Annotated in this window: 22 protein-coding genes; 5 read left to right on the top strand and 17 right to left on the bottom strand. The window is 54.2% G+C overall.

Annotation, left to right across the window (positions count from 1 at the left end; translation table 11 throughout):
* Positions 1-3: 3 nt before the first annotated feature.
* Positions 4-486 (bottom strand): Csu type fimbrial protein, encoded by a 483-nt coding sequence (locus tag E0L20_RS00825; protein WP_427854500.1) that lies wholly within the window; start codon positions 484-486, stop codon positions 4-6.
* Between the two features lie 71 nt (positions 487-557).
* Positions 558-1,130 (bottom strand): Csu type fimbrial protein, encoded by a 573-nt coding sequence (locus E0L20_RS00820; protein ID WP_131632236.1) that lies wholly within the window; start codon positions 1,128-1,130, stop codon positions 558-560.
* Positions 1,131-1,557: 427 nt separating this feature from the next.
* Between E0L20_RS00820 and E0L20_RS00815 the strand changes: the two genes are divergently transcribed.
* Complete coding sequence (locus tag E0L20_RS00815) at positions 1,558-2,817, top strand: dicarboxylate/amino acid:cation symporter (RefSeq protein ID WP_131632235.1); 1,260 nt, start codon at positions 1,558-1,560, stop codon at positions 2,815-2,817.
* Positions 2,818-2,921: 104 nt separating this feature from the next.
* Here E0L20_RS00815 and cheW read toward each other — a convergent pair whose 3' ends face one another.
* The 6 genes from cheW to flhD all read right to left on the bottom strand — a co-directional run bounded on the left by cheW (position 2,922) and on the right by flhD (position 8,327).
* Positions 2,922-3,425, bottom strand: a complete 504-nt coding sequence (gene cheW / locus E0L20_RS00810; protein ID WP_131632234.1) for a chemotaxis protein CheW — start codon at positions 3,423-3,425, stop codon at positions 2,922-2,924.
* Positions 3,426-3,444: 19 nt separating this feature from the next.
* Positions 3,445-5,454, bottom strand: coding sequence for a chemotaxis protein CheA (gene cheA / locus E0L20_RS00805; RefSeq protein WP_131632233.1), 2,010 nt, complete (start codon positions 5,452-5,454; stop codon positions 3,445-3,447).
* A gap of 4 nt (positions 5,455-5,458) precedes the next feature.
* Positions 5,459-6,388: a flagellar motor protein MotB gene (motB, locus tag E0L20_RS00800; RefSeq protein WP_131632232.1), complete on the bottom strand. Its 930-nt coding sequence runs from the start codon at positions 6,386-6,388 to the stop codon at positions 5,459-5,461.
* The gene (motA, locus tag E0L20_RS00795; RefSeq protein ID WP_008500417.1) at positions 6,385-7,272 is read right to left on the bottom strand and encodes a flagellar motor stator protein MotA; all 888 of its coding nucleotides are present in this window, start codon (positions 7,270-7,272) and stop codon (positions 6,385-6,387) included. The genes motB and motA overlap by 4 nt, the downstream gene beginning before the upstream one ends.
* Positions 7,273-7,395: 123 nt before the next feature.
* Positions 7,396-7,974 carry a flagellar transcriptional regulator FlhC gene (flhC, locus tag E0L20_RS00790; protein ID WP_131632231.1) on the bottom strand — a complete coding sequence of 193 codons (579 nt, stop codon included), beginning with the start codon at positions 7,972-7,974 and terminating at the stop codon, positions 7,396-7,398.
* 2 nt (positions 7,975-7,976) lie between these two features.
* Complete coding sequence (gene flhD, locus E0L20_RS00785) at positions 7,977-8,327, bottom strand: flagellar transcriptional regulator FlhD (protein WP_207389431.1); 351 nt, start codon at positions 8,325-8,327, stop codon at positions 7,977-7,979.
* A gap of 794 nt (positions 8,328-9,121) precedes the next feature.
* Here flhD and uspC point away from each other — a divergent pair.
* The gene (gene uspC, locus E0L20_RS00780) at positions 9,122-9,550 is read left to right on the top strand and encodes a universal stress protein UspC (protein WP_131632229.1); all 429 of its coding nucleotides are present in this window, start codon (positions 9,122-9,124) and stop codon (positions 9,548-9,550) included.
* A gap of 16 nt (positions 9,551-9,566) precedes the next feature.
* Here the strand turns inward: uspC and otsA are convergent, their stop codons facing one another.
* The 6 genes from otsA to E0L20_RS00750 all read right to left on the bottom strand — a co-directional run bounded on the left by otsA (position 9,567) and on the right by E0L20_RS00750 (position 16,367).
* The gene (otsA, locus tag E0L20_RS00775; RefSeq protein ID WP_131632228.1) at positions 9,567-10,991 is read right to left on the bottom strand and encodes an alpha,alpha-trehalose-phosphate synthase; all 1,425 of its coding nucleotides are present in this window, start codon (positions 10,989-10,991) and stop codon (positions 9,567-9,569) included.
* Positions 10,966-11,769, bottom strand: coding sequence for a trehalose-phosphatase (gene otsB, locus E0L20_RS00770; protein ID WP_131632227.1), 804 nt, complete (start codon positions 11,767-11,769; stop codon positions 10,966-10,968). The genes otsA and otsB overlap by 26 nt, the downstream gene beginning before the upstream one ends.
* Positions 11,770-11,921: 152 nt before the next feature.
* Positions 11,922-12,902 carry an arabinose ABC transporter permease AraH gene (gene araH / locus E0L20_RS00765; RefSeq protein WP_131632226.1) on the bottom strand — a complete coding sequence of 327 codons (981 nt, stop codon included), beginning with the start codon at positions 12,900-12,902 and terminating at the stop codon, positions 11,922-11,924.
* A 15-nt stretch (positions 12,903-12,917) separates the two neighbouring features.
* Complete coding sequence (araG, locus tag E0L20_RS00760) at positions 12,918-14,432, bottom strand: L-arabinose ABC transporter ATP-binding protein AraG (protein ID WP_131632225.1); 1,515 nt, start codon at positions 14,430-14,432, stop codon at positions 12,918-12,920.
* Positions 14,433-14,503: 71 nt separating this feature from the next.
* Positions 14,504-15,493 (bottom strand): arabinose ABC transporter substrate-binding protein AraF, encoded by a 990-nt coding sequence (araF, locus tag E0L20_RS00755; RefSeq protein ID WP_131632224.1) that lies wholly within the window; start codon positions 15,491-15,493, stop codon positions 14,504-14,506.
* 316 nt (positions 15,494-15,809) lie between these two features.
* Entirely contained in the window at positions 15,810-16,367 is a 558-nt protein-coding gene (locus tag E0L20_RS00750; RefSeq protein WP_131632223.1) for a DJ-1 family glyoxalase III, read from the bottom strand.
* Between the two features lie 506 nt (positions 16,368-16,873).
* Here E0L20_RS00750 and E0L20_RS00745 point away from each other — a divergent pair.
* Positions 16,874-17,377: a non-heme ferritin-like protein gene (locus tag E0L20_RS00745; RefSeq protein ID WP_131632222.1), complete on the top strand. Its 504-nt coding sequence runs from the start codon at positions 16,874-16,876 to the stop codon at positions 17,375-17,377.
* A 154-nt stretch (positions 17,378-17,531) separates the two neighbouring features.
* Entirely contained in the window at positions 17,532-18,875 is a 1,344-nt protein-coding gene (locus E0L20_RS00740; protein ID WP_131632221.1) for an anaerobic C4-dicarboxylate transporter, read from the top strand.
* Positions 18,876-18,954: 79 nt separating this feature from the next.
* Here E0L20_RS00740 and E0L20_RS00735 read toward each other — a convergent pair whose 3' ends face one another.
* Both E0L20_RS00735 and azuC read right to left on the bottom strand, forming a co-directional pair.
* Positions 18,955-19,206: a DUF2766 family protein gene (locus tag E0L20_RS00735; RefSeq protein WP_006176098.1), complete on the bottom strand. Its 252-nt coding sequence runs from the start codon at positions 19,204-19,206 to the stop codon at positions 18,955-18,957.
* 107 nt (positions 19,207-19,313) lie between these two features.
* Positions 19,314-19,397, bottom strand: coding sequence for a stress response protein AzuC (gene azuC / locus E0L20_RS00730; RefSeq protein WP_014832437.1), 84 nt, complete (start codon positions 19,395-19,397; stop codon positions 19,314-19,316).
* 215 nt (positions 19,398-19,612) lie between these two features.
* Between azuC and E0L20_RS00725 the strand changes: the two genes are divergently transcribed.
* Complete coding sequence (locus tag E0L20_RS00725; protein WP_131632220.1) at positions 19,613-21,031, top strand: MFS transporter; 1,419 nt, start codon at positions 19,613-19,615, stop codon at positions 21,029-21,031.
* Positions 21,032-21,074: 43 nt separating this feature from the next.
* On the opposite strand, the gene E0L20_RS00720 is transcribed toward E0L20_RS00725, so the two are convergent.
* Positions 21,075-21,713, bottom strand: coding sequence for an RpiB/LacA/LacB family sugar-phosphate isomerase (locus E0L20_RS00720; RefSeq protein ID WP_131632219.1), 639 nt, complete (start codon positions 21,711-21,713; stop codon positions 21,075-21,077).
* Between the last annotated feature and the right edge of the window lie 288 nt (positions 21,714-22,001).

Raw genomic sequence — 22,001 nt, 5'->3', positions numbered from 1 at the left:
TTTTCACCATGACAAGGTCACGGTGAGTTGATCTGAATACGCACCTGCCGGGCTGAACCCCGTCAGCAGCGCCACGCCAAAAAGCGGCAGCGCAATGTTGTTACTGTTGGTATAGGTGATGGGTATCGCCTGATTAACCCCGATTTCGCTGTTTGCGGCCAACGAGCTGCTGCTGTAGAGCCGATACCCCACCGCGTCTGCTCCGCCGGAACGGATCATCCGTCGAACCGACGCGTAATTTTGGCCTCCGTTGATGCTCATACTCAGCGCTACGCCCGGCGTGCAGGCGATGGACAACGCCCCGTTGGGGACAAAGCTGGTGCTGACGGGCGCGCTTTCGACTCCGGTATGGGTGCCAAAATCCAGCGTGCCAAACAGCCCGCCGGTTCCGGTCGTTACCGAGCAGCCCGGCACGATGGTCGCGCTGACCTTAAATGACTGTGACGTAACCGCCCCGGCCTCAGGGACTAGCATCAGCCCGACCATCAGCGCAAAAAAAGGCTGCACGAATCCCTCTGCGCTTTCGCGCAGACATAAAAATGCCCTCATGGCTGGAGCTAGTAAGTTACGCTGACGTTAATGGTGTCGGTGTAGGTTCCCGGAACGACCGTGACGCTGTTACCGCCCCCGGTAATGCGTCCGAAAAGGGTGTAGCTATTCACCCCTCCCGCCGTCGAAGCGACCGGCAGCGCCGCGTTGTTGGCAATGATGTTGTTGAACCCGCTGTCGCTGTAGAGGCTGTACGCCACGCCCTGAGCCGCGTTGGCGGTGTTAATCAGGTAGCGCGCTGGCGTGCCGGGCGTCCCGACAACCGTGCCCGGTGCGGTGGAGTTAGTATTGCCGGTGATCGCGACCGTATAGCTGGCAGTGGTACACTGAATGGTGAACGTGTTCCCTCCGCTCGCGCCGGTCAGCTGAGTTGTCAGCGTGGAAAAGGTTGCAGGATGCGTGCCGAAATCCAGCGTCCCGAAGTTAATCCCGTTTTGCGTTGGCGATCCGTTGATCAGGCAGCCGTTCGTTAACGTCAGCGTCGCACCGATGGTGCCGCTGCTGGTTACCGCCAGCGTCTGATAAGATGCAGTCGCTATCACCAGGGTACCAGCACAAATCAAAAGGCGTTTTCTTTTCATTGACCCCCCTCCAGAAGATGTTTCCTTTCGCTTGCCATATTTTATTGATAACGCTCAATATGTTAGCCCCGCTAAACAATCCTCAGAGGGGGTTACTTCGAATTTAGTTTATGGATACCGCTTCAACCACCCTTACCAAAAGACACACGACGTTTGCCTTATTGACAGCAATATCGCTTAATAAACAGGAATTTAACCTGTTTTCGGTGGAATAAACGCGCGCCAGGGTGAGGATATATCCACAATACTGTGATCGACATCACAATATATCGTCACGGCACATTCAACAAAATTAATAAAAATTAAAAAGGAGTTGTATCCCCCCTCGCTTTCCGTCAATTTATGTGCCGAATATTTCCCGCGACATAATAAAAAATTGATATGTATCGCGCGGGTGAAACCTTAAGCGCAGAGAGGGTCTTTTTTCGTGGCAAGTGCAAACAAACTCACACTCTTCATCGTGATATTCATGCTGGCGGGTATTCTTTCAGGGGCGGCGATTCACGAGTATGCCTCACCGGACGCCATCACAGCCTGGTCAGATAACATTACGCTGCTCACCGATATTTTCCTGCGGCTGATCAAAATGGTGATAGCGCCATTGGTCTTTAGCACGCTCACGGTCGGCATTATGAAAATGGGCGAAACGTCCACCATCGGTCGCGTAGGCGGCAAGGCGATGGTCTGGTTTATTAGCTCATCCGTGCTCTCTATTCTGGTGGGGCTGTTCATTGTCACCCTGGAGCAGCCGGGCAGCGGCCTTAACCTGACGATCCCCACGGAGGCGGTGGATACCGGCCTGGCCGTCGGCGGAATGACGCTGAAGGCTTTCCTGTCCCACACTATTCCAACCAGTATTGCCGGGGCGATGTCGAACAACGAAATTCTGCAGATCGTGGTGTTCTCGATGTTCTTCGGCATCGGCGGCGCGTCGCTGGGGCAGAAGTTCAACGCCCCGCTGGTGGCCGCGCTGGACGTCGTGTCCCATATCATGCTGAAAGTCACCGGATACGTGATGTACGTGGCGCCATTGGCGATTTTCGCCGCCATTTCATCGGTTATCGCAACGCAGGGTCTGGGCATCCTGCTGAACTACGCATCCTTCATTGGCGGCTACTATGTCGCGATTGTCCTCACCTGTATGGTGCTGCTGGCGGTGGGATATATGGTGCTGAAGAAAGAGGTGTTTCGCCTGGTCAGCATGCTGAAAGATCCGGTGCTGGTCGCCTTTACGACCAGCAGCTCTGAAGCGGCCTACCCTAAAACGCTGGAGCAGCTGGAGCGCTTCGGCTGCTCACGCAGTATTGCCTCTTTCGTCCTGCCGATTGGTTATTCATTTAACCTGGTCGGTTCGATGGTGTACTGCTCTTTCGCCTCCATGTTTATCGCCCAGGCATACAACATTCACCTCAGCTTCTCCGAAGTGACGGTGCTGATGCTGACGCTGATGCTGGCGTCAAAAGGGATTGCGGGCGTACCGCGCTCGTCGCTGGTGGTGCTGGCGGCAACTATTCCGAGCTTTAACATTCCGGTGGCCGGTATTCTGCTGCTGATGGGGATCGATCACTTCCTGGATATGGGCCGTTCCGCGATTAACGTGCTGGGGAACGGTATTGCGACGGCGATGCTCTCGCAGAATGAAGGGGCGCGTGAAGCGGAAGCAGCGCTGGTAAATCAGGAAGCATAAGGATGTAAAAAAAGGTGAGGCCTGATGCCCTCACCCCAGCCCTCTCCCACGGGGAGAGGGAGCAAACACAAAAAACGGCAACCTGGTTGCCGTTTTGCATTTACCTACGCTACATGATTCGCAGCGATATCCAGCAGCGCCATCTCGTCGCTGTTCAGCAGCTTCTCGATGTTCACCAGAATCAGCATACGCTCGCCCAGCGCGCCCAGACCGGTCAGGTATTCGGTCGACAGCGTGACCGCAAACTCTGGCGCAGGACGGATTTGGTCGGAGGTCAGCGACAGCACGTCGGATACGCCGTCAACCACAATACCCACCACGCGCTGACCCAGATTCAGCACGATCACCACGGTGTTATCGTTATACTCCACGTCGCCCTGGCTGAACTTCACGCGCAGGTCAACGATAGGCACAATCACGCCGCGCAGGTTGGTCACGCCTTTGATAAACGCGGGCGTGTTCGCGATGCGGGTCACCTGATCGTAGCCACGAATTTCCTGCACTTTCAGGATATCGATGCCGTACTCCTCATCGCCCAAAGTGAATACCAGGAATTCCTGTCCTGATGGCTCGCCCGCCAGTTTCGTTACATTACTCATACCGGTCATGTTTTTACCTTCTACTTAATCAGGCGGCTGTGTACGCCACACGTTGTTCACGATTTAATCCCTGAAGCGCTGAGACATCGACAATCAGCGCAACGCTACCGTCACCCAGAATGGTGGCGGCAGAAATACCCGGCACTTTGCGGTAGTTGCTTTCGAGGTTCTTCACCACCACCTGGTGCTGACCAATGAGCTGGTCGACCAGCAGCGCATAGCGACGACCGGCGCTCTGCAGGATCACCACGATGCCCTGCGTCGCTTCGGTTTTCGCACCGTCGACTTCAAAGACTTTCCACAGCTCTACCAGCGGCAGATACTCGCCACGCACTTCCAGCACGCGCTCGCCGCCGGCCAGCGGATGCAGATCTTCCTCGCGCGGCTGCAGCGATTCCATTACCGCGTTCAGCGGCAGAATGAAGACCTCATCAGCTACCTTCACGGACATGCCGTCCAGGATCGCCAGCGTCAGCGGTAGCAGGATGCGAATGGTCGTGCCTGAACCCTGTTTAGACTGGATCTCAACGTGGCCGCCCATCTCCTGGATGTTACGTTTCACCACGTCCATGCCCACGCCGCGTCCGGAAACGTCCGTTACCTGCTCGGCGGTGGAGAAGCCCGGCGCAAAGATCAGCATGCCCACTTCTTCGTCGGTCATGTTTTCGTTAACCGCCATGCCCTGCGAAATCGCCTTCGCCAGGATACGCTCGCGGTTAAGGCCCGCACCGTCGTCGGTCACTTCAATACAGATGTTTCCGCCCTGGTGTTCCGCCGACAGAATCAGGTTTCCAACCGGGGATTTTCCTGCCGCCACGCGGTTTTCAGGCAGCTCGATGCCGTGATCGAGGCTGTTACGCACCAGGTGCGTTAACGGATCGATGATGCGTTCAATCAGGCTTTTATCCAGTTCGGTAGAGCTGCCCATCAGCGTCAGCTCGATCTGCTTATTCAGCTTGCCGGCGAGATCGCGCACCAGGCGCGGGAAGCGGCTGAAGACATATTCCATCGGCATCATGCGGATGGACATCACCGATTCCTGCAGATCGCGGGCGTTACGTTGTAACTGACCCATGCTGGTGATGAGATCGCCGTGGGTTACCGGGTCCAGTTCGTTAGAACGCTGTGCGAGCATTGACTGGGTGATGACAAGCTCACCGACAAGGTTAATCAGCTGATCCACCTTCTCAACCGCCACGCGGATGCTGGTGGATTCGCTGGAGCGTGCGGCAGGTTTTTCACCACGGGCTGGCGCGGCCGATTCTTTTGGTACGGCTTTCAGCGCTGGGGCGGCGGGAACAACCGCAACGGCGACTTCTTCCGCTTCAGCAGGAACCTCAGCGGACGCCGTTTCGGTTTCAAAAGCGATTTGGTCAGCTTCGATCACAAAGCACAGCACCGCCACGATATCGTCCTGGCTGATACCGTCATCGAGCGTCGCGGCCAGGCTGTCTTGGCCTTTTACCACGTTGCTTAATGTCGCCAGATTGCCCAGCTCCTCTTCCAGCAGGTTAACTTCACCCTCTTTCAGACGAGACAGTACCACGCGCAGTTTGGCAGGCTGCGCAGGCGCAGCGTCCTGGGCGGCAACCGCATCGACAACGCTCAGCTTTGCCGCAGGCGCTGCGGCGACGGCGACTTCACCTTTGGCTTCCAGCGCGAGCTGGCGCAGCGCGTTGCAGATGTATTCGAAGCTGGCGGCATCAGGCTCTGCCGAGCTTTTATAGGCGTCGAGCTGTTCCTGCATAATATCTTTCGTTTCCAAAAACAGGTTAATAATGTCGGTATTGAGCTGCATCTCACCGCGTCGTGCTTCATCAAGCAGGTTTTCCATCAGGTGCGTGGTTTCCTGCAAAATGGTAAACCCAAAGGTTCCGGCGCCGCCTTTAATCGAGTGCGCCGCACGGAAGATGGCGTTAAGCTGCTCCGAATCCGGTGCTTCAGGCACCAGGTCCAGCAGGTGTTGCTCCATATCCGCCAACAGTTCGTCGGCTTCATCAAAGAATGTCTGGTAAAAATCGCTAATATCCATGCTCACGCTGTCACCTCGGATTGGCTGGTGGCGATGTTGGAACGGCAGCCGAAGGAACGGCCCCAGGCTGTTTTAAATCGTCCAGTGACTCATTCTGACTTTCGGCGTTTTCATGCAGGATGGCCTGCTCCGCCTGCTGGTTCAGCACTAAAAGACTGATACGACGGTTGATGGCGTCATCCGGCCCGCGGTCGGTGAGGCGCATGGTTGCTGCCATGCCGACCACGCGCAGTACCTTGCCATCATCAAGCCCACCCGCCACCAGCTCGCGACGCGAGGCGTTGGCACGATCGGCAGAAAGCTCCCAGTTGCTGTATCCCTTCTCGCCGCTGGCATACGGGAAATCATCCGTGTGTCCTGACAGGCTGACGCGGTTTGGAATACCGTTCAGCACCGGGGCGATGGCGCGTAAAATGTCGCGCATGTAGGGCTCCACTTCCGCGCTCCCGGTTTTGAACATCGGGCGGTTCTGGCTATCAATAATCTGAATGCGCAGGCCTTCCTGCACCAGATCGATCTTCAGGTGCGGGCGCAGCGCGCGCAGTTTTGGATCGGCTTCTATCAGCTGATCCAGATCGCCGCGCAGCTTTTTCAGACGCGCCTGCTCCATCCGCTTTTTGAGCTCGTCGATGTTTGGCTCTTTCTTCACCTCACCCTTCTGCTGGGTGTAATCATCGCCGCCGCCGGGGATCGGGCTGTCGCTGTTAGAAATGCGGGGTCCACCCGACACCGCCGTCGCCAGCGGAGTCCGGAAATATTCGGCAATCTGAATAAGCTCTTTCGGGCTGGAGATAGAGATAAGCCACATCACCAGAAAGAACGCCATCATTGCGGTCATAAAATCGGCGTAGGCAATTTTCCAGGAGCCGTGCGAACCGTGCCCGTGCCCCTTGTGCTTGCGCTTTTTTACAATGACGATCGGATGGGACTGGTTTTTCATGCGTCCTCAGTTGTCGTCTGTTGGTTTGGGTTTTTCACCGCACGCACGTGCTCTTCAAGCTCGATAAACGACGGACGCTCGCTGGAATAGAGCGTTTTACGACCGAACTCCACGGCGATCGGCGGAGCATAACCGTTAAGGTTCGAGAGCAGCGTGATCTTCACGCACTGCATCATCTTGGTGGTTTCGGCGCTCTTCTGGCGCAGAACGCTTGCCAGCGGAGAGATAAATCCGTACGCCAGCAAAATGCCGAGGAAGGTACCGACCATCGCGTGCGCAATCAGCGCGCCCAGCTCCGCCGCCGGACGGTCCGCCGAGGCCAGGGCGTGAACTACCCCCATTACCGCCGCAACGATACCAAAAGCAGGCAGCGAGTCGCCCACCAGCGCGAGGCTGTTGGCCGGCACTTCAGATTCGCTTTCGTGGGTTTCGATCTCCTCGTCCATCAGCGCTTCGATTTCGAAGGTGTTCATGTTGCCGCTGATGATGAGGCGCAGGTAATCCACGATGAAATCGAGCATCATTGCGTCAGCCAGAATGCGCGGGTAGCTGGCAAAAATTTCGCTCTCTTTCGGGTTTTCAATATCGCGTTCAAGGGAGAACATCCCCTGCTGGCGCGACTTCGCCATCAGGCGATAGAGCAGCGCCAGCAGATCCATATACATGCTTTTGGTGTATTTCGAGCGACGAAACAGCAGCGGAATCGCTTTCAGCGTGCCCTTGATCGATTTGCCGTTGTTGCCAACGATAAAAGCCCCTACCCCTGCGCCGCCGATGATAATAAGTTCAGCCGGTTGATAGAGTGCTCCAAGGTGCCCGCCGGTCATCATGTAACCGCCGAAAACTGTACCGAGAACTACCAGGTAACCTAATAAGATAAGCACGACATCATCCTTCCGCTAGTGACTATGGCAGGACGTTCATTTCGAGCGCGTAACCTGAACGCGGGGTAAAAAAAAGCAGCGGTAATCGCTTACCGCTGCTGGAATCTTGCCCACAGGTTCGGGTTAAACAGCGTGTTCGATCTGTTCATCCAGCAGTTGTGGAATAATATCGGCAGCATCCCGGGAAAGTTTACGTCTTTTTACGGCGCGGGATGGAGGCTGGCATAAACTACAGGCGAAGCTGCCAGCAGGCTGATGAGCATGCGTAATAAAATTGCCGTCACAGCTGTTGCAGCGTGACAGTTGAAGCATTCCGCTCTCAACAAAACGCACCAGCGTCCATGCGCGGGTCAGCGCCAGCAGGGGGCCATCTTCCTGCTGTGGGCATTGTTCAAGGTAAAGTTTATAGGCTTTAATCACGGCATCGACGCCGCTGCACAAGCCTGTTTTCAGCAGGTACTGCCAGGCGTTACAGAACATCGACGCGTGAATATTCTGTTCCCAGGTCATGAACCAGTCGGTTGAAAATGGCAGCATCCCTTTTGGAGGCGGGCTGCCGCGCAACTCTTTATACAGCTTGATGAGACGACCGCGGCTAAGCTGAGTCTCGCTTTCCAACATTTGTAAACGAGCACCCAGCGTAATCAGTTCCATTGCCAGCTGTATGTCACGCGCTTCCTGAACAATGCTTTTTTCACTCATGTTTATGCCCTTTTCTTACGGGCGACGTCATCAGGCTGGCTGATTTCGCTGAGCAAGCGGGTGGAGAGCAGGATGCCGGTGTGGATCTGCTGGAGATCGTCAACGCGAGATTCCTGCGTAAGACGCGTGATAGTTTGCGAATCGTCAAAGCGGAACTGACAAACCAGCTGGTTCGTTTCGGCCAGTTTAACCATTTGAGGAAGGGTTAACCCACCCAGCATGGTTGCCATCTCTTCGCTTATACCCAGACGAAACATCGCGGACGGTTTGTCCTGACTAATCAAACGTTGCGCGAGAAGTAAATATGACAAATTGATGTCATAAATATGTTTTAGCAACTCGGAAGTATGCATTTTTCCCATCCCGAATAACCAACTATTATTTTTATGCGGAAAGACCGCACCCCGTGATGTCGCCGGGAAATCACCCGGTATAAAAAAGAAAAGGCCAAATGCATAGTTGAATTTAGGTTTGTATTCAGCAAAACGCGCAACTATGAAACGCAGGTGCGTTTCTTACACGTTTTATCATTTCTTACAAATAACTAAGATTTTTCCTAATTCGACGCAAACTCTACTCGTCAGTTTTGACACATACAATGCAACCCCCCTCAAATTTAAAAAAAATGTGATCCACGTCACATAATTTAGGCGAATAATCCCCATAAATCCATCAGTGTGACTTGTAATTTGGTTACATTTTGACCATTCGGGACTATTTTATATTCTTAATGGACGAATACTCATGCAGAAGCATGAACTGACGCCGGGGATCCGCCGGTTTTCATCTTCAACCTGTTGATAGCACTTTCTTACATCAAGTGAATCTTCAGGTTACAATTTCATTACCTATTAAAAACATGAAGTTATGACAAAAGCGGATAAAAATCATTTCAGAGCGTGATCATTCAAGATGTGTTTATAACTGGTTAAAACGATCAAAGAGTACAGAAGTGAAATTGTGTGATTTACGTTAAGTTGTTAATTTTTTTCATTTAGGAAGTTTTTGCCGTTATTCTTCCTATAAGAATAATTAATGAATAATTATGATAAGGTTCACACTTATGTCGTATTCCCCTCTTGCAGAAGGCGTAGAATCGCGGTAAAGCTCGCTAAAGACCTGTTTTCAGATAACCAAGGAGCACGTGATGAGTTACTCCCATCTTCTTGTTTCTGTTGCTGTTTCACCGGAAAGCCATCAGCTCGTGGCGCGCGCGGTGTCCATTGCCAGACCGCACAACGCCCGCATTAGCCTGATCACCCTGGCGGCAGAACCCGAGATGTACAATCAGCTGGCCGCCCCGATGCTGGAAGATATTCGCGATGTTTTGCAGGAAGAAACGCAGCAGTTTCTGCGGGAGCTGGCCGACAGGGCGGAATACCCTGTTTATCGGACCATCATTGCTACGGGGGAATTAAACGACCATATTCTTAGCATCTGCCGTAAAGAGAATATTGATTTGGTAATATGCGGGAATCATAACCAGAGCTTTTTTTCGCGCGCAGCCTGTTCAGCAAAATCGATTGTCGCCTCAAGCCTGGTGGACGTGCTGTTAGTACCTCTTGGGGGTAATTAATACCCCCAGAGTAATATCAGGCTAATTTAGGAAATGTCGCGATCTTTTTTTGCAGATCGCCCTCATCACTTTTCGCCGTGATTTGACGTAAATCGCGAATGAAGCGCGCCTGCCAGCGGTCGATGTCGTTGTCGCGGATCGTTTCCATCATCTCCGCATGGCGGGAAATACGCTCGGTCAGAGGCATCGTCAGCGCACGGTTAAGCGCATTGGCAACGTCATCGCGATCGTACGGGTTGACGATGAGCGCTGAGGTTAATTCATTTGCCGCACCCGCAAACTGCGACAGCACCAGCACGCCGGGATCGGCAGGGTCCTGCGCGGCCACATACTCCTTGGCGACCAGATTCATCCCGTCGCGCAGCGGCGTGACCAGGCCCACGTCCGCATAGCGAAAGACCTTCATCAGGATCTTACGTTCAAAATGCTGATTGAGATAAAAGAGCGGCGTCCAGCCGAGCTGACCATAGCGACCGTTAATTCGACCGGCTTCCGTCTCCAGCTGGTGGCGAATGTCCTGATACGCCTGGACTTCACCGCGCGACGTGGGGGCAATCTGCGTGTAGCGAATTTTGCCGTGATGCTCCGGGTATTTATCCAGCAGCGTTTCGTAGGCCAGGAATCGCTCCGGTAGCCCCTTGGAGTAATCCAGGCGCTCAACGGAGAAGATGTTTTTTACGTGCTTGAGTTCATTCTTCAGCTGCGCCAGCTTGGGCGGCAGCGGCCCGGAGGCCTGTTCGGCAATCTCTTCCGGTTCAATCCCAATAGGATAGACCTCGGTGTGGAAAGCCTTGCCCCACGCGGTGTGCGCTTTACTGCCTTTGCTGATCAGTCGCGTTTTGCCTGACACCGACTCGAGGAAAGCCTGACGATCGTTTTCAGTCTGGAAGCCCAGTAAGTCATAATCGCACAGCGCTTCCAGCAGCTCTTCATGCGGCGGCAGCGCGTTGAAAATTTCCGGCGTCGGGAAAGGAATATGCAGGAAGAAGCCGATCCGATTGTTTACCCCTCTCTTACGCAGCTCTCTGGCGAACGGCAGCAGGTGGTAATCGTGGATCCATAAAATATCGTCTTCCTCGATTAACGGCAGCAGTTTATCCGCCAGCAGCGCGTTGACGCGCGAATAGCCTTCATACGATTCACGCTGGAATTTCACCAGGTCCAGGCGGTAATGGAAGGCTGGCCACAGCACGGCGTTGGAGAACTCGGAGTAATACTCGTTGTAGTCCTGCTCGTTCAGGGCGAAAGAGGCCCACGTAATATTGCCGCGCGACACTTTAGACAGCGGCGCGTCTTCGTTGCTGATTTCCCCGCTCCAGCCAAACCAGAGCCCGCCAGCGGCTTTTAAGGCACCTAATACCCCTACCGCCAGGCCACCTGCGCTGGCTTTTTTGTCATCCGGCGGTGCAATGCGGTTAGAGACGACGACTAAGCGACCCATAATGATTTCTCCCGTTGTGTTGCGCTATTTGTTGTTGTTGCTGGTTAGCGACGTCAGTAATCCACTGCCAAACGCTGGCCACGCCTTCCAGCCGCCAGTTGGCAATCGTTTCTCCAGGGCCGACTTTGACAGACATTCCGCCGGCCTTATTTACCACGGCAAACCCGGCCTCGTCGGTCAGGTCATCCCCAAAAAATACGGGCGTCCGCCCTTTGAATGGCGTTTCAGCCATGAACGCCGCAATAGCTGCGCCTTTATTAATCCCTTCAGGTTTTATCTCAACGACGCATTTCCCCGGCTGCAGGGCGAGTCGTGGATGGGCCTCGGCCACGTTTCGGGCAATGGCAAAGATCGCCGCTTCATGATGGGGCGCCTGGCGATAGTGCAGGGCAAAGGCCATGCCTTTCGACTCCAGCTCGGTACCGGGCAGCGCTTCCAGCGCCGAGGCGAGCTGCCGCTGCAGCGTCTGGATTAACGCGTCGGGGAGTGAAACAACGTGCAGTTGATCATGGATATCGCGGCGCTCCGCTCCGTGTACTCCCGCCAGCGGAAAGTGGTAAGGACTGGCCAGTACGTCCAGCTCGGCCATTGAGCGCCCTGAAATCAATGCCAATGCGCCCTCGTTTAGCCGTGAGAGCTGTTGCAAATGCTCTAATACCGTATCCGGCACAATCACGTCGTCAGGATGCGGTTGGATCCCGGCGAGCGTTCCGTCGAGGTCAAAAAAGTAAGCATATTTTCCGGGCAATACAGGCGGTGCGGTTAACAAGTCAGCCACCCTTTTCCTCCTTACAGTGATTTAACAGCTATGTAAGTATAGACAGTGTGACGGTGCTCGCCATTTGACAACCGCCCCGCCAGCAAAACTGGCGAGGCGGTCGTAGGGTCAACTAAGGTTATTAGTTGAGCATAATAAAAGCAGGGTGAACGTTAAACGGTGCGCTTCGCTTTTTGCTTGTAACGGTCGAAAATCACGGCTGCCAGCAGGATCAGACCACGCACCACGTACTGCGAGAAAGGCGAAATATTCAGCAGGTTCATGGCGTTCTCCACGGTCCCCAAAATCAGTATCCCGGCCACCACATATGAGATTTTTCCGATGCCGCCCTTGAGGGAAACACCCCCTAAAACGCAGGCTGAGATAACAATCAGCTCATAGCCGATGGAGGTCATCGGCTGACCGCTGGTCATACGCGACGCCAGAATAATCCCTGCTGCTGCGGAGACCAGCCCGGAGAGCACGAAGATGATGATCTTGGTGCGTACCACCGGAACACCCGCCAGACGTGCCGCTTCTTCATTACCGCCAATCGCCAGCGTATTACGGCCAAACGTGGTGCGATTGAGCAGGAAGCCGAAAAGGATCAGGCACGCCACCGTCAGCCAGATAGGTGCAGGCAGCCCCAGCCAGTTAGCGTAGCCCAGGGTGAAGAAGCGCTCATCTTCGATGCCGACCGCTTTACCATCAGAGATGATGTAGGCCAGGCCGCGCACAATCTGCATGGTGGCAAGGGTGGTGATCAGGGCGTTAATTTTAAGACGCGCAATCACAAACCCGTTCACCAGGCCGCTGAGCACCCCAAGCAGCAGGCCGGCAAAAACGCCGATCCACAGGCTTTCGGTCATGTTTATCACCACCGCCGTGGTAACGCCCGCACAGGCAATGACGGACGCCACCGACAGGTCAAAGTCACCGGAGGCCAGGCAGAACAACATGCCGCAGGCAACCATGCCGGACATGGAGATCGCCAGCCCCAGCCCTTTCATGTTGATAAAGGTGGCGAAGTTAGGCACAAAGATCGCGCAGGCAAGAAACAGCGCGGCAAAGACCACCAGCATACCGTACTGGTCCCAGATGCGGCCAAAGCTGAAAGCCGACTTCGGCGCTCCGGATGTAGTAACAGAGGACATCATTGACTCCTTTACTCAGGCGACAGCCTGGCTAACTTTAGGCATGGCGAGACTCAACGCCTGTTGTTCATTCGCCTGTTCATGCAGCAATTCACCGGCAATTTCACCTTCACGCATCACGACGATACGGTCGGCAACGCCGAGCACCTCGGGCAGATCGCTGGAGGCGAACAGCACCGCCACGCCGCGTTTTGCCAGTTCATAAATCACGTTATAAATCTCGTGTTTTGCCCCAACGTCGATGCCGCGCGTCGGTTCATCCAGGAGAATGACCTTCATATCCTCCGACAGCCAGCGGCCCAAAATGGCCTTCTGCTGATTGCCGCCGGAAAGATTCATGATCAGCTGCTCCGCGCCCGGCGTTTTGATGTTCAGCGAACGAATGTGGTGGTCAGCATTGCTCGACTCCCAGCCGTCGTTGATAAGGCAGCCCGCGCGAATGTACTTACGCCTGGCGGAAATATTGATGTTGTCGCGCACCGAGTGCACCGGAATGATGCCCTCGGCCTTGCGGTCTTCCGGACAGAGCATCATGCCCGCGTTGATGGCATGCGCGGGCTTCTGAATATCCACCTTTTGACCGTCGATCGAGACCTGCCCCTGTGTGATACGGGTGCCGCCAAACAGGCCTTTCATCAGCTCGCTCCGCCCTGCCCCGACCAGGCCAAACAGCCCGACGATTTCGCCGCTGCGCACCGAGAGCGAAATCGGCGTTCGCACGCCCGGCGCCTTCACGTTGTCCAGCCGCAGGCGCTCGGGTCCGTACTCCCGCGTTTGCCAGTGGTAGATATCCCCAAGGTCGCGGCCCACCATCGCCTGGACAAGCTGGTCATGATTCACCTGCTGCATATCGCTAAAGGTGCGCACGTAGCGTCCGTCCTTAAAGACAGTGATGGCATCGCTTAAGGCGAAGATTTCCTCCATGCGGTGCGACACGTACAAAATAGTGCGGCCTTCTTTACGCAGCTCGCGGATCACGCGAAACAGGTTTTCGATTTCACGCGCAGAAAGCGAGCTGGTCGGCTCGTCGAAGGCAATAATTCTGGCATTGCGCGCCAGCGCCTTGGCAATTTCCACCATCTGCCACTGGCCGATGGAGAGATATTTCAGCGGCGTCTGGGGATCGACATCCAGGCCCAGGTGCTTAAGCTGCAGCCCCGCCTCGTAGTTAAGGAGCGAACGGTTAACAATGCCGCTTTTTTGGGGGAGCTGGCCCAAATAGATGTTTTCCGCCACGGTCATCTCAGGGATCAGGTGCAGTTCCTGATAGATAATGGCGACCCCGGCGTTCAGCGCCGCGGTCGTATCGGAAAACGCGACCTCTTCACCGCGAATGGCCAGCGTGCCGGTCGTCGGCGTGTAGAAGCCGCTGAGGATTTTTAACAGCGTGGATTTCCCCGCGCCGTTCTCCCCCATCAGGGCGTGAACCTGACCGGCATAGCAGTCGAAGCTGATATCGGTCAACGCGTTAACGCCGGGGAACGTTTTCCCGATACCGCGAAAAGAGAGATACGGATCAGACTGTTGCATAACGTCTCCGTGATTCCTGTAGTGTGTACGTCTGGCCCCCCACGGTGCGTGAGGGGCACAATCACAGCGTATTACTTACCGCCCAGCCCTTTTTTCGCCAGCTCCTCTTTGAAGTTGTCGCGGGTGATCAGCACCACGTCGGTCACTTCGGTGAATTTTGGTGGCTCAGCGCCCTTGGTGACCCAGTTGTACAGCATCTCGCTGGATTTATAGCCGTGGACGTCCGGGCTTGGCAGCAGCGAGCCGTAGAACCCCGTCGCCTGGGCTTTAGACAGTTCGCTCACCGCGTCCACGCCGTTGATGCCGATGCCGATAACGTCAGGCGCCTTAAAGCCCTGCCCTTCGGTTGCGCGCACGCCGCCCAGCACGGTGTTGTCGTTCATGCCGACCACCAGCCAGTGCTTCACCTCGGGATGCTGCACCAGCATGGAGTTTGCCGCATCGAATGCACCCGGAATGTCGTTAGATTTGGTTGGCACCTTGTAGATTTGTTTCTCCGGGAAGCCCGCTGCTTTCAGGGCGTCCATTGAACCAGAGGTGCGACGGCGGGCGGTATCCAGCTCATCGGCGGTAATGGCCATCACGCCGGTTTCTTTGACATCCCACCCGCGTTTTTGCATCTCTTTATACAGTTCCTGCCCCTGACGCTCGCCGATTTTGGTCGCCGCCATCATGACCAGCGGCACGCTGTCCATCGGTTTACCCTTGGCGTTGACGAACTGATCGTCAACGGCGATGACCTTCATGTCGTAGCCGCGCGCCTTCGCGGCAATGGCGGAGCCCAGCTTGGGATCGGGCGTGCAGATAACAAAGCCTTTCGCGCCGCTGGCCGCCAGGCTGTCGATGGCGTTCAGCGTTTTTTCGCCGTCCGGTACGGCAATTTTAATGACTTCAAAACCTAAATCTTTCCCGGCCTTATCGGCGAATTTCCATTCGGTCTGGAACCAGGGTTCTTCAGGCTGCTTAACCAAAAAACCGAGTTTTAAATTTTCAGCGATAGCGGATTGTGACATAACGGCAGCCAGGCCGATGGCCGCCAGCGCTTTAGTAAATTTGTGCATGGTTAACTCCAGCTTTAGCATTCTTTTCTGTAGGGAATATTTGCGTGCTTCTATTTTTATCGGACTTAAAACAAGGCATTAGCGCTTACCTCGTCATAAGCGTTAGTGCTGGTGATAGTTTTAGCGGGAAATTAATCATCCATAAGAGAGCGGCATCACACCGCAGAATTACAGTAATTGCGTACATAAATTCAGCGGAAAATGACATAAAAAAGCGTGGAATTGTCGGACAAATGAACAGGGATTAAGCAGAATAGTCCATAAGATTAGCTAAGAAGTCCCTGATGGCCGGACGGCATAGCGTCCGGCGGGAAAATTACCAGCGATAGTAGATATGATCGGCGTGGTCGCGGACCGGCGCGTCGTCACCCAGGAGTCGGGCAGAAATCGTCAGCGCAAAGTCAAAGGCGTGTCCGAGCCCTTTGCCGCTGATGAGGTTTTGATCTTCAACGACGGGCGCATCCACATATTCGCCGTCTTTGACCGTCTCCCATAGCTCACCGGAGCAGACGTAACGGCGTCCCTTGAGCAGATCGTTCCCACCCAGAACGCGCGCTGCTGCCGAACAGATCGGGCAGATCAGCTTCCCGCTCTCATCGTGCGCGGTAACGAAACGAATCACCTCCCGGCTGGCTGCCAGATTGACGCTGCCCTGCGGGCCGCCCGGTAACACCACCGCGTCGTAGAGCGTATCGATACGCTCGGATAAGGTGCTATCCGCCACCATTGGGATGTTATGGTAACTCACTACCGCAGCCGATTCCGCGCAGGCCAGCGTTTCGACTTCAATGTGCAAGCGACGCAGGATATCAATCGTGATTATAGCTTCCGCCTCTTCAAAACCTGGTGCCAGCAGCACCGCTACTTTTGCCATCGTAAACCTCAATGAAAGTTACATAATAAAACATCGTTTCATTTTCACAGAGACAAGAAAAACAATCTTCCACCAGGATCACATTCCCGTCATTTTTTGAGGAAATTGATACAGCGCAATTTTTGTTCTGCAGGATATATTTTAAATATTGCGTACGGATTTTACTTATTCGCAGAATATTATGTCGCAATGCAATTTCAAATATGAAAATAGCAACATCCACGCCACTTTAACCCTTAATTATCAAGGCGTTAAAAATATTCATTTTATATCTATCTGTACGAATTTCTGGACTATATTAAATTTTGTAATCTATCGTAAACACAGCCTAATTAAGAGTTTTCTTAGATCTAATACAAGGGTATGCTTATTTATATCGAACACAGGAAGTGAATATTCGGTCAGTTTTAATCAGCGCAGAGACGTCTTTCTGCCTCCACTGTATGTACCTGCCGGGTCAGGTTTAGATGCGGATTTCGCGTCCGCCAGTCAATAAGGATATGAGTATGACTACCCAAACAATGATGCAAAAACTGAATGCCCAGCTGAACCTCGAGTTCTATGCCTCCAATTTACATCTGCACCTGAGCGCCTGGTGTTCCGAAAAGAGTCTTAATGGCACCGCAACGTTCTTCCGTACCCAGGCGCAAAGTAACGTCACGCATATGATGCGGGTATTTAACTTTATGAAAGCTGCCGGTGCTAACCCTACCGTTAAGGCCCTGGAAACCATCGACGATGATTATTCCTCACTGGAAGAGCTGTTCCAGCGTACGCTTGAAGAGTATGAACAGCGCTGCAGCACGCTGAACAAACTTGCCGATGAAGCCAAAGCCCAACATGACAGCATCACCCTGAGATTCCTGCGCGAGATGGATAAAGAGCAACAGCAGGACGGCACACTGCTGAAAACGCTTGCAGATGAAATCCGCAACGCAAAGCAGGCCGGCTTATGCCCTGAACAGACAGACCGCCATCTGCTCGAGATCGTGACGGTTCAGCACCACTAAGCGCTTTCACCTGCTCCGGCGCGGAGCAGGTTCCCTTCTCGTTATCAACTCCCTGCTTTTGCTGACATTTAACAAATCAGATCTTGCTCCCAACGAATACCCTTACAACATGTGATGATTTATTTCATTACATCTTCATTGACGAGGGAGCATCATGATCACCATTGAGTTTATTGTCATTATTGCCTGTCTGCTGGTAGGAACACGGTTTGGCGGGATGGGGCTCGGCCTGATAAGCGGCATCGGCCTGTTCGTTTTAAGCTTTGTCTTCGGTTTGCAGCCCGGCAAACCGCCGGTGGACGTGATGCTGACCATTCTGGCCGTTATCGGCTGTGCGGCGACCCTGCAAACGGCGGGGGGTCTGAACGTTATGATGCAGTTTGCCGAACGCCTTTTGCGAAAGCATCCCCAGCACATCACCCTTCTCGCCCCTTTTACCACCTGGATGCTGACCTTTCTGTGCGGAACGGGGCACGTGGTGTACACCATGTTTCCCATCATTGCGGATATCGCCCTGAAAAAAGGGATACGCCCGGAACGCCCTATGGCCGTGGCATCGATTGCCTCACAGATGGCGATCACCGCCTCGCCGGTTTCCGTTGCCGTGGTGTCGCTGATCTCCATTCTGGGGGCGCAGCACGGGATAGGCCACGCGTGGGGAATTCTCGACATCCTCGCCGTGTCGGTGCCCGCCTCGCTGTTTGGCGTCGCCATCGCTGCGCTATGGAGCCTGCGCCGCGGGAAGGATTTAGCCGATGACCCGGATTTCCAGGAGAAACTGAAAGATCCGAAACAGCGGGATTTTATCTACGGCGGAACGGAAACGTTAATGAATCAGCGCTTCCCTAAGCAGGCGTACTGGTCCACCTGGATCTTCTTTGCCGGGATTGCCGTGGTTGTCCTGCTGGGCGCGCTGCCCGAGCTACGCCCTGCCTTCGAGGTGAAAGGCAAAATGACGGCGCTGTCGATGAACCTTGTCATACAGATGATGATGCTTATTGCCGGCGCGGTGATGCTCATGGCCTGTAAGGTACAAGCCTCTGCTATTTCTAACGGCGCAGTATTTAAAGCAGGAATGGTCGCCATCTTTTCGGTATTCGGCGTGGCGTGGATGAGCGATACCTTTTTCCAGGCCCATCTCGACGAACTCAAAATGGCGCTGGAAGGCGTGGTGAAAAGCCATCCGTGGACCTATGCCATCGTGCTGTTTCTGGTTTCTAAGCTGGTGAATAGCCAGGCGGCGGCGCTAACGGCGGTTGCGCCGATGGGCTTAATGCTGGGCATCGATCCGAAAATGCTGATTGCCTTCTTCCCGGCCTCTTACGGATATTTTATGTTGCCGACCTACCCAAGCGATTTAGCCTGCATCGGCTTTGACCGTTCCGGCACAACGCGGATTGGGAAATTCATCATCAACCACAGCTTTATCCTGCCAGGGCTGATCGGCGTAAGCTGCGCCTGCGCGGCGAGCTATCTGCTGGTACAAACCTTCTTCTAAACGCTTGCGGGGCGACGTTCACCGTCGCCCTCAGACGTTTGTAAGAAATATGTTTCTAATTTCAAAACATCGGTTTATTTTAGTGAGACTCACCCTGCGGCGTGAACCTGAGTTCGATCAGCGCGATGGCTTTCTGGATCGCACGAAGCGTAACCGGATCCGCTGCAGCAGGATGGCTGGTGAAATCGATATTCTTCAGTTGGGTAGACATTTTTTCGCGCACTTCGACCGGCGCGATAACGTCAATCACATCAAGGATTTGTTTGATAACCAACTGGCATGCGACGACGTCAGACACCAGTTCCTGATCGGCGCTCAGGTTTTGTGACATGGGCTTTCTCCTTATTCAAAGGCCGCCATAGTAGCAAAACACGCGCCCTTTCATCTCCCTCTCGTCACTCGCAGGCATAAAAAAACCTGCCGAAGCAGGTTTTTTTATCAGAACATCGCACCCGGTGGGACGTCTTTGAAGGTGTTGCAGTAGTTAGCCCACATGCTTTTCAGGATTTTGCGCAGTTTCATTCTGAAGCTCCGGTAATGTGTTATGCAGGTGTTATTGTTGATACGCCTATAATATGACCACCATCACAAAAAACAACACTTTTGTGATGTGAGTCACGTTTATTAATTCACCCGTTCGCGCATTTTGTTAAGAAAATTAACGTAAATTCCGTAGGTTACGACCCTATAAGTTCCAGTAAATTTTTATAATTTTTTTTGAAACGACAGGCGTAAAAATGAGTGAAAACATAACTGGCAAAGAGAGCCGCGGCTTATCGCCCGCGGCGCTGCTGGTTGCCGGTGCTTTCTTTATGGAGTTTCTGGACGGTACGGTGATTGCTACCGCCCTGCCCGACATGGCAAAAAGCTTCGGCGTACAGGCCGTTGATTTGAACGTCGGTATCAGCGCGTATTTGATTACCCTCGCGGTGCTGATCCCAGCCAGCGGGTGGATTGCAGACCGTTTCGGCGCGCGCAGGGTATTTGCCCTGGCGCTGGCCATCTTCACGCTGGCCTCGGTTTTTTGCGGCCTTTCCACGACCGTCGATCGGTTCGTCGCCATGCGCGTGCTGCAGGGGATGGGCGGCGCGCTGATGGTGCCCGTTGGGCGGCTGGCGGTGCTCCGCACGACCCCAAAACATCAGCTGATTACCGCCATCGCCACCCTGACCTGGCCTGCCCTGGTTGCGCCCATCATTGGCCCTCCGCTCGGCGGGTTCATCACCAGCTACGCCGACTGGCGCTGGATCTTCTTTATTAACGTTCCGCTGGGGCTTATTGCCATTGTTCTGGCGCTGCGCATCATCCCCGATCTGCATGAGGACGGGCGTCGGCCCTTTGACCTGCCGGGATTTTTAGCGACAACCGTAGCGATGGTGTGCCTGGTGTATGCGATGGAATCGATGGGAGGGCAGCATCTTCAGGGAGGGTTGACCCTGGGGCTGCTTGCCGTTGGCGTGGTGTCGCTCACGTTTGCCCTGCGTCATTTCAGGCGAGCAGAATGGCCGATGATCCGCCTTGATGCCATGCGGGTCGCCACGTTTCGCGTCACCCTGTACGGCGGCTCCCTGTTTCGCGCCTCGATCAGCGCGGTGCCCTTTCTGCTGCCGCTGATGTTTCAGGTTGGATTTGGTATGGATGCCTTTCATTCAGGCCTGCTGGTCCTGGCCGTTTTCGTTGGCAACCTGACCATTAAACCTGCCACTACGCCGCTCATTCGTGGTCTCGGCTTCAGGCGGCTATTGCTGATCAACGGCGCGCTCAACGTTCTTTCGCTACTGGCCTGCGCGTTTCTCACGCCGGACACGCCCGCGTGGCTGATTATGCTTATCCTCTATCTTGGCGGCGTCTTCCGTTCGATTCAGTTTACCGCGGTGAGCACCCTCGCTTTTGCCGATGTGCCTTCTGAACAGATGAGCTATGCCAATACGCTCTTTTCAACCGCCACGCAGCTTGCCGTTGGGCTGGGGATCACGCTGGGGGCAATCGGCATTCGCATCGGTGAACAAGTCAGCGGGAGTCTGGGGCTTACGTCTGTTCCAGGAATGAGCTTCCGGCTGGCCTTTGTGGCGATCGCGCTGATTTGCCTGGTGGGGATGTTTGACACGCTGCGGCTGACGAAAGATGCCGGTAGCGCAGTTTCGGCGAAAAAATAGGTGAACAGGCCGGGCGGGCGCAGTGCCGCCCGGCGCGTTATTCTCAGCCAACGATGTCGCGAACAAAGGCTTCGATCTCTTTGTCCTGGCAGTTTTCAAAGAAGCACTGCTGGAAGCGCTGGCCCGAAACGGCCGTTTTCACCAGCTCAGGATCGATGGCGCGCAGGGTGTCGAGGTAGTTCTCTTTTACCACGGCGGCTTTCACCTGATTCAGAATGCCGGCGTTACGCATCTGCGGCTCTTTACGCTCTGGCGGATAGCCTTCACCCTTGCGTCCGGTGAACGCTTTTTCGAAGATAAAGCGAACGTTAAGCTCAGCTCCCCAGCCAAAGCCTTTTGCAAACGGCAGAGACAGCGCGTTGCCGTTGTTAATTTGTGAAAACAGGAACGCATCAGCAGGGTCGATGCAGTAGCCGCAGATCACGCCAGGATGAATGTTCAGCGACATCAGCGCGCCCTGGCCGGTACCGCAGCCCGTCACCACAAAATCAACGGCTTTCGCATTCAGCAAAATGCTCGCCATAATGCCCAGATGAATGTAGGTAAGATGGTGATCGTTTTCATCACTCATGCCAACGTTATAAACCGGGAACCCTTTCTCGTCGGCTACCGCCTTTAACTCATTGAGTATGACAGGGTTTTTAGCGGCCTGGCTGTTTTCCATCATCAGTGCAATTTTCATCTTGTCTCTCCTGAATGCGTTGCGGGAACTCCCGCCATGGATACCTTTTCGCATTAACCTTACTATCAAACAAACATGCTTTCAAATTAACTGAAAACTTGTTTTAAAAAACAAAGATGCGCTCACAATTTCACGTTTATTCGAGATTGCCTTCTGCGTTGATCAAAGTTAAAAAGCGCTGTTATCACCGATGCGTTTGCGCGGCGGGCAGCCCGGGCCGGTATGGAAACATGATTTGGCTCGTTACAAAGAGAAAGGGCAGATCGTTCGGCTATTCCAGCCATTGCG

Source organism: Enterobacter wuhouensis (assembly GCF_004331265.1).
GTDB classification, from domain to species: Bacteria; Pseudomonadota; Gammaproteobacteria; order Enterobacterales; family Enterobacteriaceae; genus Enterobacter; species Enterobacter wuhouensis.
This window is presented reverse-complemented; position numbering and strand designations above follow the sequence as displayed.

Bases quoted from the DNA above. Each gene is read 5' to 3' on its own strand.
- E0L20_RS00720 (WP_131632219.1), bottom strand. From the start codon at position 21,713: ATGAAAATTGCACTGATGATGGAAAACAGCCAGGCCGCTAAAAACCCT.
- E0L20_RS00750 (WP_131632223.1), bottom strand. From the start codon at position 16,367: ATGGCAAAAGTAGCGGTGCTGCTGGCACCAGGTTTTGAAGAGGCGGAA.
- flhC (WP_131632231.1), bottom strand. From the start codon at position 7,974: ATGAGTGAAAAAAGCATTGTTCAGGAAGCGCGTGACATACAGCTGGCA.
- E0L20_RS00745 (WP_131632222.1), top strand. From the start codon at position 16,874: ATGACTACCCAAACAATGATGCAAAAACTGAATGCCCAGCTGAACCTC.
- araH (WP_131632226.1), bottom strand. From the start codon at position 12,902: ATGTCCTCTGTTACTACATCCGGAGCGCCGAAGTCGGCTTTCAGCTTT.
- E0L20_RS00820 (WP_131632236.1), bottom strand. From the start codon at position 1,130: ATGAAAAGAAAACGCCTTTTGATTTGTGCTGGTACCCTGGTGATAGCG.
- motB (WP_131632232.1), bottom strand. From the start codon at position 6,388: ATGAAAAACCAGTCCCATCCGATCGTCATTGTAAAAAAGCGCAAGCAC.
- E0L20_RS00735 (WP_006176098.1), bottom strand. From the start codon at position 19,206: ATGTCACAAAACCTGAGCGCCGATCAGGAACTGGTGTCTGACGTCGTC.
- azuC (WP_014832437.1), bottom strand. From the start codon at position 19,397: ATGAAACTGCGCAAAATCCTGAAAAGCATGTGGGCTAACTACTGCAAC.
- cheW (WP_131632234.1), bottom strand. From the start codon at position 3,425: ATGACCGGTATGAGTAATGTAACGAAACTGGCGGGCGAGCCATCAGGA.
- araF (WP_131632224.1), bottom strand. From the start codon at position 15,493: ATGCACAAATTTACTAAAGCGCTGGCGGCCATCGGCCTGGCTGCCGTT.
- araG (WP_131632225.1), bottom strand. From the start codon at position 14,432: ATGCAACAGTCTGATCCGTATCTCTCTTTTCGCGGTATCGGGAAAACG.
- E0L20_RS00740 (WP_131632221.1), top strand. From the start codon at position 17,532: ATGATCACCATTGAGTTTATTGTCATTATTGCCTGTCTGCTGGTAGGA.
- otsA (WP_131632228.1), bottom strand. From the start codon at position 10,991: ATGGGTCGCTTAGTCGTCGTCTCTAACCGCATTGCACCGCCGGATGAC.
- uspC (WP_131632229.1), top strand. From the start codon at position 9,122: ATGAGTTACTCCCATCTTCTTGTTTCTGTTGCTGTTTCACCGGAAAGC.
- E0L20_RS00825 (WP_427854500.1), bottom strand. From the start codon at position 486: ATGGTCGGGCTGATGCTAGTCCCTGAGGCCGGGGCGGTTACGTCACAG.
- flhD (WP_207389431.1), bottom strand. From the start codon at position 8,327: ATGCATACTTCCGAGTTGCTAAAACATATTTATGACATCAATTTGTCA.
- E0L20_RS00725 (WP_131632220.1), top strand. From the start codon at position 19,613: ATGAGTGAAAACATAACTGGCAAAGAGAGCCGCGGCTTATCGCCCGCG.